The sequence below is a fragment of the Rhizobium sp. SEMIA 4085 genome, from assembly GCF_013004495.1.
In the GTDB taxonomy this organism is placed as follows: Bacteria; Pseudomonadota; Alphaproteobacteria; order Rhizobiales; family Rhizobiaceae; genus Rhizobium; species Rhizobium gallicum.
On the sequence record NZ_JABEPH010000150.1, the window covers coordinates 1 to 13,064 of the forward strand.

The 13,064-nt window shown below is 62.1% G+C and carries 11 protein-coding genes and 1 pseudogene; 8 read left to right on the forward strand and 4 right to left on the reverse strand.

What is annotated here, in order from left to right; translation table 11 throughout:
* Together C9413_RS16385 and C9413_RS16390 are read left to right on the forward strand one after the other, a co-directional pair.
* Nucleotides 1–844, forward strand: a pseudogene (locus C9413_RS16385) (glutamine synthetase); the annotation flags it as partial.
* A gap of 95 nt (nt 845–939) precedes the next feature.
* Nucleotides 940–1,806 carry a nickel-binding protein gene (locus C9413_RS16390; protein ID WP_052451494.1) on the forward strand — a complete coding sequence of 289 codons (867 nt, stop codon included), beginning with the start codon at nt 940–942 and terminating at the stop codon, nt 1,804–1,806.
* On the opposite strand, the gene C9413_RS16395 is transcribed toward C9413_RS16390, so the two are convergent.
* Nucleotides 1,772–2,716 carry a diacylglycerol kinase family protein gene (locus C9413_RS16395; protein ID WP_039844384.1) on the reverse strand — a complete coding sequence of 315 codons (945 nt, stop codon included), beginning with the start codon at nt 2,714–2,716 and terminating at the stop codon, nt 1,772–1,774. The genes C9413_RS16390 and C9413_RS16395 overlap by 35 nt on opposite strands.
* Nucleotides 2,717–3,030: 314 nt before the next feature.
* Here C9413_RS16395 and C9413_RS16400 point away from each other — a divergent pair, with 314 nt between their 5' ends.
* On the forward strand, nt 3,031–4,248 hold the full coding sequence (locus C9413_RS16400; protein ID WP_039846684.1) for an MFS transporter: 1,218 nt from the start codon (nt 3,031–3,033) through the stop codon (nt 4,246–4,248).
* Here the strand turns inward: C9413_RS16400 and C9413_RS16405 are convergent.
* The gene (locus C9413_RS16405; RefSeq protein WP_039844383.1) at nt 4,219–4,611 is read right to left on the reverse strand and encodes a helix-turn-helix domain-containing protein; all 393 of its coding nucleotides are present in this window, start codon (nt 4,609–4,611) and stop codon (nt 4,219–4,221) included. The two genes, C9413_RS16400 and C9413_RS16405, sit on opposite strands and share 30 nt — an antisense overlap.
* 104 nt (nt 4,612–4,715) lie before the next feature.
* On the opposite strand from C9413_RS16405, the gene C9413_RS16410 reads away from it, so the two are divergent.
* Both C9413_RS16410 and mgtE read left to right on the forward strand, forming a co-directional pair.
* The gene (locus C9413_RS16410) at nt 4,716–5,729 is read left to right on the forward strand and encodes a zinc-binding alcohol dehydrogenase family protein (protein ID WP_170250641.1); all 1,014 of its coding nucleotides are present in this window, start codon (nt 4,716–4,718) and stop codon (nt 5,727–5,729) included.
* A 267-nt stretch (nt 5,730–5,996) separates the two neighbouring features.
* A complete protein-coding gene (gene mgtE, locus C9413_RS16415; protein ID WP_039844381.1) occupies nt 5,997–7,373 on the forward strand; it encodes a magnesium transporter in 1,377 nt (458 codons plus the stop codon).
* A gap of 279 nt (nt 7,374–7,652) precedes the next feature.
* Here the strand turns inward: mgtE and C9413_RS16420 are convergent, their stop codons facing one another.
* Nucleotides 7,653–8,126, reverse strand: a complete 474-nt coding sequence (locus tag C9413_RS16420; protein WP_039844380.1) for an Lrp/AsnC family transcriptional regulator — start codon at nt 8,124–8,126, stop codon at nt 7,653–7,655.
* Between the two features lie 145 nt (nt 8,127–8,271).
* On the opposite strand from C9413_RS16420, the gene C9413_RS16425 reads away from it, so the two are divergent.
* Nucleotides 8,272–9,177 (forward strand): DMT family transporter, encoded by a 906-nt coding sequence (locus tag C9413_RS16425; protein WP_170250642.1) that lies wholly within the window; start codon nt 8,272–8,274, stop codon nt 9,175–9,177.
* A 52-nt stretch (nt 9,178–9,229) separates the two neighbouring features.
* Here C9413_RS16425 and C9413_RS16430 read toward each other — a convergent pair whose 3' ends face one another.
* Nucleotides 9,230–10,894, reverse strand: a complete 1,665-nt coding sequence (locus tag C9413_RS16430; RefSeq protein ID WP_039844378.1) for an electron transfer flavoprotein-ubiquinone oxidoreductase — start codon at nt 10,892–10,894, stop codon at nt 9,230–9,232.
* Nucleotides 10,895–11,139: 245 nt separating this feature from the next.
* Here C9413_RS16430 and C9413_RS16435 point away from each other — a divergent pair, with 245 nt between their 5' ends.
* Nucleotides 11,140–11,928, forward strand: a complete 789-nt coding sequence (locus C9413_RS16435) for an SDR family oxidoreductase (RefSeq protein WP_039844377.1) — start codon at nt 11,140–11,142, stop codon at nt 11,926–11,928.
* Between the two features lie 162 nt (nt 11,929–12,090).
* Nucleotides 12,091–13,064 (forward strand): efflux RND transporter periplasmic adaptor subunit (locus tag C9413_RS16440; protein ID WP_170250643.1); only part of this gene is annotated, 974 nt, incomplete at its 3' end.

Here is a 13,064-nt window from a genome sequence, read left to right on the forward strand (position 1 = left end):
GCTCTACGACATGAGCGCCGTCGATGCGCTCGACGATTACCTGCAGACGGTGCGTGCCTATGCCAAGGCGCAGAACCTGCCTGCGGAGGCGACGACGGCCGAGTTCGGACCCGGGCAGTTCGAAATCAACCTGCTGCATCGGCCAGATGCCTTGGCCGCCGCCGACGACTGCATTTACCTGAAGCGCATCGCCGAACAGGCCGCACGCAAGCACGGCCTCAAATCGACTTGCATGGCCAAGCCCTATTCCGAACATGCCGGCTCCGGCCTGCATGTGCATGCGAGCGTCGTCGACAGGCAGGGCCGCAATATACTCGATGCAAAGGGCGGCGAGCCGAAGCGGCTGAAATCCGCCTGCGCCGGAATGCTGAACACGATGCGCGAGGCGCAGCTGATCTTTGCGCCTTTCGCCAATTCCTACCGCCGCTTCCAGCCGCGTTCCTTTGCCCCCATCGACCTCACTTGGGGAACCGGCCATCGCGGCACGGCGATCCGCATCCCGGATACGTACGGGCCGGCAGCGCGCATCGAACATCGCGTCGCCGGCGCTGATGCCAATCCTTACCTGCTGCTTTCCGCCATCCTCGGCGGCATGCTGCTTGGCCTCGACGACGATCTCGACCCCGGCGTGGAGACGACGCCGTCGCATGTGCCGGAAAACACAGCGCGGCTGACGCACGATTTTCTAACGGCGGTGGAAGCCTTTCGCGCATCGCCCTTCATCGCCGATATCTTCGGCGAGCGCTATCAGAAACTCTACGGCGACACCAAATACAAGGAAGCCATCACCTATCTGCGCACGGTCTCGGACTTCGACTACCAGACCTATCTGCCGCGCGTCTAGGGCCTGCCGGCAGCCATCTCAAAGGTGGACCGGGCGGTGTCCAAGTCGTAGAATGAACCGTCCTGTAAGCGGAGGTTTCCGAAAGGAGCGCGCAAATGGCTATCTTCATGGACCGGCATGAACTCACGGGAACCACAGCCGCCGACGTTGCCGAGGCCCATCGCAGGGATCTCGAAATTCAGGACCGCTACGGTGTCAAGTTCCTCACCTACTGGTTCGACCAGCGGCGCGGGACCGCATTTTGCCTGGTGGACGCGCCAGACGCGGAAACCGCTCAATGCGTGCACCGTGAAGCCCATGGCTTCGTCGCCGGCGAGGTTGTCGAGGTCGCGTTGTCGGCGGTCGAGGCGTTTCTTGGCCGAATTCACGACCCCGAGCCGGCGCCAGGACAGGCCTCAGGTGAGATGGATTCCGGCCACCGCGCCATCCTGTTCACCGACATCGTCGGCTCGACCGCGATGACGTCGCGCCTTGGCGACCGCATGGCGACCGAACTGGTCAGGGCGCATGACTCGATCGTGCACAGATGCCTCAGCCACTCCTCAGGCCGCGAGGTGAAGCATACCGGCGACGGCATCATGGCGACATTCGCCTCGACGGCCGCAGCAGTCGATTGCGCCAGGACGATCCAGCAGGAATTCAAACGTTACAACCGCGGAAACCCCGAGCCGATTCATGTTCGCATCGGACTGGATTGCGGCGAGCCCGTCGAGGACAGCAACGACCTGTTCGGCTCCACTGTGCAGCTTGCAGCACGCCTGTGCGCGGCCGCCTCCGGCGATCATATCCTCGTGTCGGAGAATATTTTTCGGGAGTACGGCACCGCTGATCTTTTCACGCATGCGACGCGGCGGCGATTGAAAGGATTTTCGAAGCCCGTGCTGGCATTCCAATGCGACTGGGCGGATGCTGGCGTGAAGAGGCAAGCTAAGCCGCAGGCTCCCGCCGCTCGGCCTCATTGACCTGCGCGGCAAGGCCCTGCTTGACCAGCACCTTCAGCTCTTCGGGATGCAGCTTGATGGCAATGTCGCGTTCGAGCGGCAAAAGCTCGCCGTCCATGACGCAATTGGCCTTTGCCCTCAGCTTCGGGAAATGCAGATGTACTTCGGCCGGATGCATCACCATCACGTCGGCATTTTCGCGCACCTTGCCCCGCAGCATATCGACGGCAAGACGGGCGACGCCGATCGGCTTCAGCGGTTTTGCGGTGTAAAAGCCAAGCTCGCCGCTGCGCAGGTTATCGGCGTAAAGAAGCGCGTTCTCGCCGAAGGGATTGTTGGAGACCGAAACGGCCGATACGCGGCGCGTCTCGCGCACGCCGAGCGCCTGGAATTCGACTTCGAATTCCGGCGGGTTGAGCACTACGCCGAAGGCTGCGCGGACGCTGGCGCGCATCTTGCCGAAACGGGAGCGATAGGTGAAGGAGTTGCGGTATCGCACCATGCGCGCATGAAGCCCTGCCGAGAACTGATGGATAAAGGGCCGGCCGTTGGCGCTAGCAATGTCGACATGATCGACCTCGCCGGTGGCCAACACATCCAGCGCCTGCCAGATATCGAGCGGCACTTTCAGCGAGCGGGCAAAGAGGTTCATGGTTCCGGCCGGGACGACACCGAGGGCGACGCCGTTCTTCCAGGCAATCGAGGCCGCTGCCGAAATCGTGCCGTCACCGCCGCCCGCGACGATGCCGTCGATATCGTCGCGCCGGGCGGCCCGCTCCATCGCGGGAACGATCTCCTTGCCGGAAAAGACGATGGCCTCGAAGTCATGTCCGGCTTCTCGGAAGGTCGCCTCTGCCCGCTTTTCGTAGGCCTCCATATCGGTGGTGCGGAAGGTACCACCGTCTTTATTGAAAAAACCTACAAGCTTCATCAGGCGTGCCGTTCCTCGCGTCGTGGCGTCTCAGTCAGTGCCCCTTAAGATGGTTGGACCCTCTTCGTTTTCAAGCGCGGCATGCACTGTGACCGACGTAACTGCGAGGCGTCCAAGAGCAAATATTGCAATGCGCGTATGCGCATAGCAGGACGCTGCACTGCGAAAAATGCACTCGACGCTGACGGTGCAATCACCCATGATTTCAATGATGGAGACTCTTGATCTCCGTCTCCCGCCATAAAACGGCCGACCTCCGCCTCAGCGCCCGCAATTCGGATGGTTTGCCCTGCAGACATGCCTCAGGAGCTCGCGTGAGCCAGATCGCCGTAGACGATTCCATCGATTCCGCTCCGGCTTGCGAAGCCCTTTCGCCGATGGCGATCGCCCTGGTGCAGCTGGCGCTCGCCTGCGGCGGCTTCGGGATCGGCACCGGCGAATTCGCCATCATGGGCCTGCTGCCGAATGTGGCGGACACGTTTTCGGTCACGACCCCGCAGGCGGGTTACGTCATCAGCGCCTATGCGCTCGGGGTCGTCATCGGCGCACCGGTGATCGCGGTCCTCGCCGCCAAGATGACACGCCGCTCACTGCTTCTGCTGTTGATGGGCATTTTCGCGGTCGGCAACATCTTGAGCGCACTGGCCCCAACCTTCGAGATCTTCACCGTGATGCGCTTCATCACCGGCCTGCCGCACGGCGCCTATTTCGGCGTCGCGGCGATTGTCGCTGCTTCGATGGTGCCGGTGCACAAGCGAGCGCGAACCGTCGGCCGGGTGATGCTCGGTCTGACGATTGCAACCCTGCTCGGCACGCCACTCGCTACCTTCTTCGGTCAGTCGCTCGACTGGCGCGCAGCCTTCACCTCCGTCGGCGTCATCGGCCTCGTGACCGTGGCGCTCATCTGGTACTACGTGCCGCGCGACCAGGTCGCGGACGGTGCCAGCTTCCTGCGCGAGCTCGGCGCCTTCAAGCGTCCGCAGGTGCTCTTGACGCTCGGCATCGCAGCCGTCGGCTATGGCGGCATGTTCGCTATGTTCAGCTATATCGCCGGTACCACCGTGAAGGTCGCGATGCTGCCGGAGAGCATGGTTGCCGTTATGATGGTCCTTTTCGGCGTCGGCATGAATGCCGGCAACATCGTCGGCTCATGGCTCGCCGACAAATCGATCATGGGAACGATCGGCGGCTCGCTGGTCTTCAACATCGTCGTGCTGACGCTGTTTTCACTGACGGCATCTAGCCCCATTATGCTGGCGATCTGCGTGTTCCTCGTCGGCTGCGGCTTTGCGGCCGGTCCTGCGCTGCAAACCCGGCTGATGGACGTCGCCGCCGATGCGCAAACGCTTGCCGCCGCCTCGAACCACTCTGCCTTCAACATCGCCAATGCACTCGGCGCCTGGCTCGGCGGCCTTGTGATCGCCTGGAACTACGGCTTTGCGGCGACGGGTTATGTCGGCGCCGTGCTGTCCTTGTTCGGCCTCTTCGTCTACGCCGCGTCGCTACGCCTGGAGCGCAGCCGGCGCGCATGAAGGATCGCGCAGTTCGTGGCCTTCCGGGCGGCAGAAGACATATTCTTCGCCCCAGGCCGCCAGTGCGCGGATGACCGGCTTCAGCGTGTCGCCAAGCGGCGTCAGCGCATATTCCACACGCGGCGGCACGACTGGATAGACCGTGCGCGAGACGAGGCCGGAGCCTTCCAGTTCCCGCAGCTGCTTGGTCAGCATGCGCTGTGTCACCGCCGGCAGCTTCCGGCGCAATTCGTTGAAGCGCAACGTTCCGTCCATGAGGTGGAACAGAATGACGCCTTTCCATTTTCCATCAAGATAGCTCAGCGTCGCCTCGACCGGACAGCCGGGGAAATTCTTCGTCAGCTTGGCGCGGGGCAACGACATTTTTACAGTATCCTTTTTGGTACTATGTACAGAATTTGTGCATTCTTGCACTCTTTGAACATAAGACGCATCTAGCCTCCATGCAACGAACAGTGGAGGTTTCCATGCGCGCCGTCGCCTACAAGGTCCCGCAGCCCATTTCCGCCGAGACATCGCTGATCGATGTCGACCTGCCCGTTCCCAAGGCGACCGGACATGACCTGCTCGTCGAGATCAAGGCCGTCTCCGTCAATCCGGTCGATGTGAAAGTGCGTGTACATTCGGCACCACCGGCAGGTGAAGTGAAGGTTCTCGGCTGGGACGCAGCCGGCATCGTCAAGGCCGTGGGTCCGGATGTCACGCTCTTCAAGCCCGGAGACGAGGTGTACTATGCCGGTGCGATCGATCGCCCGGGCTCGAACGCAGAATTCCATCTCGTTGACGAGCGTATCGTTGGGCGAAAGCCGAAGAGCCTCGATTTCGCGGCCGCCGCCGCACTGCCGCTGACTTCGATCACCGCCTATGAAGCACTGTTCGACCGATTGAAGATTCACGACGCGGTGCCGGGCGCTGCTCGCGCTCTCCTCGTCATCGGCGGTGCCGGCGGCGTCGGCTCGATTGCCATCCAGATCGCCCGGGCGCTGACCGATCTGACAGTCATCGCAACCGCCTCCCGTCCCGAAACACAGGTCTGGGTGAAGGAACTTGGCGCGCACCACGTCGTCGATCACTCGAAGCCGATCGCCCCGCAGGTTGCGGCTCTCGGCATCGGGGCTCCCGGCTTCATCTTCTCGACAACCAACACCGGCAGCCACATCCCCGACATCGTCGAGGCGATCGCACCGCAGGGCCGTTTCGCGCTGATCGACGATCCGACGTCCCTCGACGTCGTGCCCTTCAAGCGCAAGGCCGTTTCGGTGCATTGGGAGCTGATGTTCACACGGCCGCTCTTTTCGACGCCCGATATGATCGAGCAGCATAACCTCCTCAACAAGGTGTCGGAGCTTGTCGATGCCGGCAATATCCGCACGACACTCAGCGAAATCGTCGGTGCGATCAATGCCGCCAATATGAAGAAGGCGCATTCGATGGTCGAGAGCGGCAGGATGAAGGGCAAGGCAGTACTCGCCGGCTTCTGACCAGCATCGATAATCCACGCATATTGCCGCACCCCGTGTGCGCCATTGTACTCACAAACCAACGCCGCTTGACTTTTCTCGATCGGAGGAGCAGGTCTTACGGCACGCGGATGACAGCCCTTTTCCGCGGAAAATCAACGGAGCCAACCCGATGCCAAGCGACAGTAGCAGTCGATTGCCCTTGCCGTACGCGGCCGCCGTGCGCTGACCGACTCCTGTCGGGCTCGCCCGCCGGACGCTGCGGCGGATCGACGGAAAGGCGAGCCAGTGAACATCAATCGCTTCCCCCTGCGGGCAGGCCATGCTGCCCGTTTCTTCACCCACGACAGCCTCGGAGCGGTCACCACCGCAGAGCGCGTCGAGCGTCTCAACATACTCGACATCCCGGAGGCAGCGGCCGTCCTCACCACGCTTCCGCAGCAGAAGGCCGTCCGCATTCTCGCCAGGCCGGAGCTGCACAACGCTGCCGCAATCCTCGCCGAGATGCCGGTCGAGCATGCCGCGCGGCTGCTCAACGCCACCGCAAACGATCGTGTCGCCGATCTCTTCCATGAATTGGACGAGGATTCCCGCGCGATCCTCTTTACAAAGCTCGACCGCACGACAGCGCTCGCCGTCAAGCACCTGATGGGCTATCCGCCGCGCACGGCCGGCAGCATCATGACGACTGAGTTCGTCAGCGTGCCGGACGCCTGGACCGTTGCCGAGACGCTCGACCATGTTCGCCAGGTCGAGCGCTCGCGCGAGACGGTCTATGCGATCTACGTCCTCGACGCGGCAACGCAGCGGCTGACCAATGTCGTGACACTGCGCCGCCTCATCACCGGCGAACCGCAGGCTTCGGTTTTCTCCGTCGCGCACAAGGGCGGCCTCGTTCGCTGCGATCCGCTGATGACGCAGGAGGACGTCGCCCGGCTGATCCGCAAGCATAATCTGCTGGCGCTGCCGGTCGTCAGCGACGACGGCCACATGCTCGGCATCGTCACCGTCGATGACGTTATCGACACGATGATCGCGGATACGACCGAGGACGCCCAGAAGTTCGGCGGTATGGAAGCCCTCGGCAAGCCTTACATGAAGATCGGCTTTTTCGGCATGATCCGCAAACGGGCCGGCTGGCTTTCGGCCCTTTTCCTCGGCGAGATGCTGACGGCAAGCGCCATGCAGTATTTCGAAGGGGAGTTGGAGAAGGCGATCGTGCTGACGCTCTTCGTCCCTCTCATCATGAGCTCGGGCGGCAATTCCGGATCGCAGGCGACGTCGCTCATCATTCGTGCCCTGGCGCTCGGCGAGCTCAAGCTTTCGGATTGGTGGCGCGTGCTCTTGCACGAGTTGCCGACCGGTGTCGTGCTTGGCACCATCCTCGGGCTCGTCGGCTTCGGCCGCATCGTGCTGTGGCAGAAAATCGGCCTCTACGACTACGGCGAGCATTGGCTGCTCGTCGGCCTCACCGTCTTCGCCGCGCTGATCGGCATCGTCACCTTCGGCTCGCTCTGCGGCTCGATGCTGCCGTTCCTGCTGCAAAGGCTTCGCCTGGACCCCGCCAGCGCGTCGGCACCGTTCGTCGCGACGCTGGTCGACGTGACCGGCCTGGTGATCTACTTCTCCGTGGCCCTGCTCATCCTTAGCGGGACGTTGCTTTAGGCAGGCTATTTTCCTTCTTCTGGCAAAGAAGGGGACTGGGTGGCTCGTCCTCAGAGCGGGTAAGGGTTGAGCGACGAAGGAGCGAGCAAGGAGACGAGCGGCATGCACAACGTTGCCGTGTCGGATCCAGCAGCGCCATGCAAAGGGTCACGGGCGGAGCCCCATGGCTGGATTCCTGTCACAAGGACAGAAAATCCACGGTGAGCTCTCGGCACCACCAAGGCTCGCTCACATGTTGCCTCCGTCTGCCTCACCGGCTGACTTGGCGAGCGTGCAGATCTACCTCCCCCTGGGCAGCTTCAAAGGCCCGTGGGTCTTCATGCTGCGGATTGCAAAGTTCGAGCGGATATCGCTGACGTTCGGCAGCGTCAGCAAGGTATCGGTGAGAAGCCGCTCGTAGGCAGCAAGATCCTCCACCACGACCTCTGCCAGAAAATCCGCGCTTCCAGAAATCAGGAAACAGGAAACGATCTCCGGGATCGCAAGGAGGGCCGCCTGCTGGGATTGCGAATTCTCACGGCTGTGATGGGCCACTTTGAACTCGACGAAGACCGTCAGCCCCAGCCCCACTTCCTTTCGGTCGATATCGGCGCGGTAGCCGCGGATCACACCTGCTTTTTCCAGGTTGCGGATCCGCCGCAGGCAGGGCGACGGCGAGAGGTTTACCTTTTCGGCGATTTCGACGTTGGTGGCGCGTGCATCCTCCTGCAGGCATTCGAGGATGGCCAGATCGAATTTATCAAGATTTGGCATATTTTCCAATTTCAGCCCTTACTGTTGGCAGATTATTGCTACTAGCATGTTTTTGGCGCTACAGATAGCAAGGACATGCCCTGACCATCGGGCCTATCTTTTTCTTGGTCGGACAGCACACCGAATGACAAGAAAGGATAGACCGATGACCAGCTTCAGCATCGCCAACCAGAAATCCCCATCCCTCATCGCCGGTTACGCGGGCGCAACCGTCACGGTGCTCATCTGGGCGACGTGGCTTCTTGCGACCCGCCACAGCGCAGCAACGCCGCTCGGCTCGATCGATATCGGACTGATCCGCTACGGCATTCCTGCGCTTGCCCTTTCGCCCGTTTGGCTCAAGACCGGCCTGCTGCCGAAGGGCGTTGCGCTGCATCTGCTGGCATTGATGGTGTCCGGCGCAGGCGCTGTCTTCTTTCTCGTCACCACACTTGCCATCCATGCGACCCCGGCAGGTTCGTCGGGCATCCTGCTCGGCGGCTCAATGCCGCTTGCGACGGCACTCATCGGCATATTCATCTTCGGGGAGCGGCCGGATATTACCCGCAAGCTCGGCCTCGCCGCGATCGTCTGCGGCGTGCTGATCCTGCTTGTGCAGAGCCTTTCGGATGCATCGCTGCCATGGACGAGCTTCGTGCTTTTGCCGGCCGGCGCCGTCCTTTGGGCAAGCTATACGCACGCCTTCCGCCGCAGCGGGCTCACCGCCGTCCAGGCGAGCGCACTGATCGCCATCTGGTCGTTCCTGATCATTGCAGCGCTTGCCGCCGGCTTCGGCACCTCGCTGACCCGGGCAAGCGCTGGAGATCTCGGACTGCAGCCCGTAAGCCAGGGCATCCTGTCCGGCATTGTCGCCATGGTTGCCTACGGCACCGCCGTCAGAACGCTGGGCGGCACGCAGGCGGCTGCCTTTACGGCGATCACGCCGGTGTTGGCAACGCTTGGCGGCGGATTCCTGCTGGGCGAGGAAATCGGCCTGGCGGAAATCGCAGCCGCTGTCATCACAGGGATCGGCGTGGCATTGTCGACGGGCATTGCCGTCCGTCACCGCTGAATGAGCCCCGACACAGAGGAGCCCAGCGTTTGCCGGGCTCCTTGTGTTGACCTCACATATTCGGATAGACCGGCCCCTCGCCGCCCTGGGGCGGGACCCAGTTGATGTTCTGGTTGGGGTCCTTGATGTCGCAGGTCTTGCAGTGGACGCAGTTCTGGGCGTTGATGACGAAGGTGTCCTTGCCGTCCTTCTCCACCCATTCATAGACGCCGGCCGGACAGTAGCGCGCCGACGGTCCGGCATAGATGTCGTGCTCGGACGATTTCTGCAACGCCATGTCCTTGACTTGTAGATGGACCGGCTGGTCTTCCTCGTGATTGGTGTTCGACAGGAACACCGAGGACAGACGATCGAAGGTCAAGACGCCATCCGGCTTCGGATAGTCGATCTTTGTGTGCTGGGCGGCCGGCTCCAGCGACTGGGCATCGGTCTTGCCATGGCCGAGGGTGCCGAAGAAGGAGAAGCCGAACAGCGTGTTGGTCCACATGTCGAGACCGCCGAGCGCCACGCCGACGGCCGTGCCGAACTTCGACCAGAGCGGCTTGACGTTGCGGACCTTCTTCAAGTCCTTGCCGATATCACTCTTGCGCCAGTCGTTTTCGATTTCGACGACTTCGTCGTTGGCGCGGCCCGAAGCGATCGCTTCGGCGATCTTGTCGGCCGCCAGCATGCCCGACAGCACGGCATTGTGGCTGCCCTTGATGCGCGGCACATTGACGAAGCCCGCCGAACAGCCGATCAGCGCGCCGCCGGGAAAGGAAAGCTTCGGCACCGACTGGTAGCCGCCCTCGGTGATGGCACGGGCACCGTAAGAGAGCCGCTTGCCACCCTCGAAGGTGGCGCGGATCGCCGGATGCGTCTTGAAGCGCTGGAACTCCTCGAACGGATGGAGATAGGGGTTCTTGTAGTTGAGATGCACGACGAAGCCGACGGCGACGAGGTTGTCTTCCAGATGATAGAGGAACGAGCCGCCGCCGGTCTTCAAGCCGAGCGGCCAGCCGAAGGAATGCTGCACCAGGCCAGGCTTGTGGTGCTCGGGCTTGACCTGCCAGAGCTCCTTGAGGCCGATGCCGAACTTCTGCGGCTCGCGGCCCTTCGAAAGGTCGAACTTGGCGATCAGCTGCTTGGCGAGCGAGCCGCGCACGCCTTCGCCGATCAGCGTGTATTTGCCGAGCAGTTCCATGCCGCGGGCAAAACTTGGGCCGGGCTCGCCGTTCTTCTCGATGCCCATATCGCCGGTGGCCACCCCGATCACCGCACCTTCGTCGTTGTAGAGCACCTCGGTTGCGGCAAACCCCGGATAGATCTCGACGCCGAGTTCTTCGGCCTTCGTGGCGAGCCAGCGACAGACAAGCCCGAGCGATACGATGTAGTTGCCGTGGTTGTTCATCAAGGGCGGCATCAGCACATTCGGCAGGCGGACGGAACCAGCCGGACCGAGCACCAGGAAATGATCGGCGGTCACCTCGGTCTTGAAGGGATGATCGCCTTGGCTGCGCCAATCCGGCAGCAGCCGGTCGATGCCGATCGGATCGATGACGGCGCCCGACAGGATATGGGCGCCGACTTCCGCCCCCTTTTCGAGCACGACGACGGAAAGCTCCGGATTGACCTGCTTCAGTCGGATCGCGGCAGACAGGCCGGCAGGCCCGGCACCGACGATCACAACGTCGAATTCCATCGACTCACGTTCCGGCAGCTCAGTCGTCTCGGTCATTCATCCGTCTCCGCTCGACCGCCCACGCGGCCATAATCCCCTTGTCGGGTCATTGTCTTGTCAAAACCGGAAAGCATTGTCGAGCCGGGAAGCGACAGCCGATCCTCCAATTCGCACAATCAATATCTCCTCCACCGCAAGATTATATAACGCTTACGTTAACGTCAATTGTTCTTCGGTAGAAGGACTCTTCCCTTTTCCGTCGGCTGCGCCTTATACAGAAGCCGATGCATCTGGAGGACATCATGGATCTCGGAATCGACGGCAAACGCGCACTCGTTCTGGCTTCGTCGCGCGGGCTTGGCCATGGCATTGCGATCGCACTCGCACGTGAAGGCGCAAACGTACTTCTGTGCGGCCGCAGCGGTGAGCAGTTGGAGGCCAACTGCAAGGCGATCAACGCCGAGGGCAACGGCAAGGCCGACTGGATCTGGGCTGATCTGGCTGACGAGAAATTCGTCGAGACGGTGACTGCCGCCGTCAAGGAAAAGTTCGCCGGCCTGGATATTCTCGTGAACAATACCGGCGGCCCGACGCCTGGGACGACCGAGGACATGACGCCCGAGAAGCTCGAGACTTATTTCTTCTCGATGGTGCTGCGCGTCATTTCCCTGACCAACGCCTTGCTTCCGGGCATGAAGGCGCAAGGGTGGGGCCGCATTCTCACCGTCGCCTCGTCCGGCGTCATAGAGCCCATCGCCAATTTGGCGCTTTCCAATACGCTGCGCCCTGCTCTTGCCGGCTGGTCGAAGACGCTCGCCTCGGAAGTTGCAAGCCACGGCGTGACGGCCAATTTGCTCTTGCCGGGCAGCATCCTCACCGGACGCCTCGACGAGCTTGACGGCGCGGCCGCCAAGCGCACCGGCAAAAGCATGGAAGACATCCGCAGCGACAAGGAAGCGCGCATTCCGGTTGGCCGCTATGGCAAGGTCGAAGAATTCGCAGCAACCGCCGCTTTCCTCTGCAGCCAGCCGGCGAGCTACATCACCGGCTCACTGATCCGTTGCGACGGCGGTGCGGCGCGTTCGGTTTGACCGCAAGCGCGAGGTGGACGCCACGCCGATCATTACAAAAATTTAAGCTATTATAACCACTTAGTGAGTGCGTCCGGCGGATTATGTCTTTTTTGCGCCGCAATATGGGCGGCTCAATCGGGACCGGAAACGTCGTGCAACCCGTCAAGACCGGTCTCACACATGAAGATATTTTGGATTACCTTCAGCATTATTGCGGTTACTGCCGTCAGCGTTTGGCAATTCGGAAACAGAATCGTCGACCAGTTTCCCTACGTCTCGCAGTTGGTCAGTGCGCCTGCGCAACAAGGCGGCAAGGCGCAAGTGGGCCAGCAAGGCGGCGGGCAGCATAACCGGCGGGGGGGCAGCGGCCCGACGCTCGTGAAAACAGTCGCCGCCGTAAAGACAGTGCTGCCGCGAGACGTCACGGCCTCGGGGTGGGCGGAAGCCGAAAACACCACCACGATCGCCGCGCAGGAACAGGGCCTTGTCACGTCGATCGTCGCGACCGACGGCGCCACGGTCAAGCAAGGCGACCTGATCGCCAAGCTCGACGACCGGCCGGCGCAAGCAGCCGTCGACAAGGACAACGCGACGATCATCCGAGACACAGCGACGCTCTCGGAAGCCGAAACCGCTCTCACACGCGCAGCCGATCTCCTGGCGCAAAAGGCCGGCACACGGCAGAGCTACGACCAGGCCAAGGCCGCTCGCGACACGGCTGCCGCCACCGTCGAAGCCGACAGGGCCTCACTCGCCTCCGATCAGGTTCTGCTCGAGCACACGCAAATCCGCGCGCCTTTCGACGGCCGCCTTGGCGACATCGCGGTCAGCCCTGGAGCTTTCGTCGGTGCCGGAACGGCGATCGTGACGATTGCCCAATATGATCCGATTTATGTGAAATTCCATCTGCAGGAGCGCGATCTGCGCCAGTTGAAGCAATCGCTCGCCAGCGGACCCGTCGAGGTCACGACCACACCGGATTCGACGAAGGGCAGCGTGCGCCGCGGCGCGATCAGCTTCTATGACAATACGGTCGACACTGCTTCCGGCACGATCCTCGCGAAGGCGCGCTTTAAAAATCCGACCGGCACGCTCTGGCCCGGGCAATCCGGCAACCTCGTCATCTACTTCACCGATGACACAGCCGATCTCGG

Coding starts and splice junctions, on each gene's coding strand:
- C9413_RS16390 (WP_052451494.1), top strand. CDS start 940: ATGGCTATCTTCATGGACCGGCATGAACTCACGGGAACCACAGCCGCC.
- C9413_RS16425 (WP_170250642.1), top strand. CDS start 8,272: ATGACCAGCTTCAGCATCGCCAACCAGAAATCCCCATCCCTCATCGCC.
- C9413_RS16410 (WP_170250641.1), top strand. CDS start 4,716: ATGCGCGCCGTCGCCTACAAGGTCCCGCAGCCCATTTCCGCCGAGACA.
- C9413_RS16435 (WP_039844377.1), top strand. CDS start 11,140: ATGGATCTCGGAATCGACGGCAAACGCGCACTCGTTCTGGCTTCGTCG.
- C9413_RS16405 (WP_039844383.1), bottom strand. CDS start 4,611: ATGTCGTTGCCCCGCGCCAAGCTGACGAAGAATTTCCCCGGCTGTCCG.
- C9413_RS16430 (WP_039844378.1), bottom strand. CDS start 10,894: ATGACCGAGACGACTGAGCTGCCGGAACGTGAGTCGATGGAATTCGAC.
- C9413_RS16420 (WP_039844380.1), bottom strand. CDS start 8,126: ATGCCAAATCTTGATAAATTCGATCTGGCCATCCTCGAATGCCTGCAG.
- C9413_RS16395 (WP_039844384.1), bottom strand. CDS start 2,716: ATGAAGCTTGTAGGTTTTTTCAATAAAGACGGTGGTACCTTCCGCACC.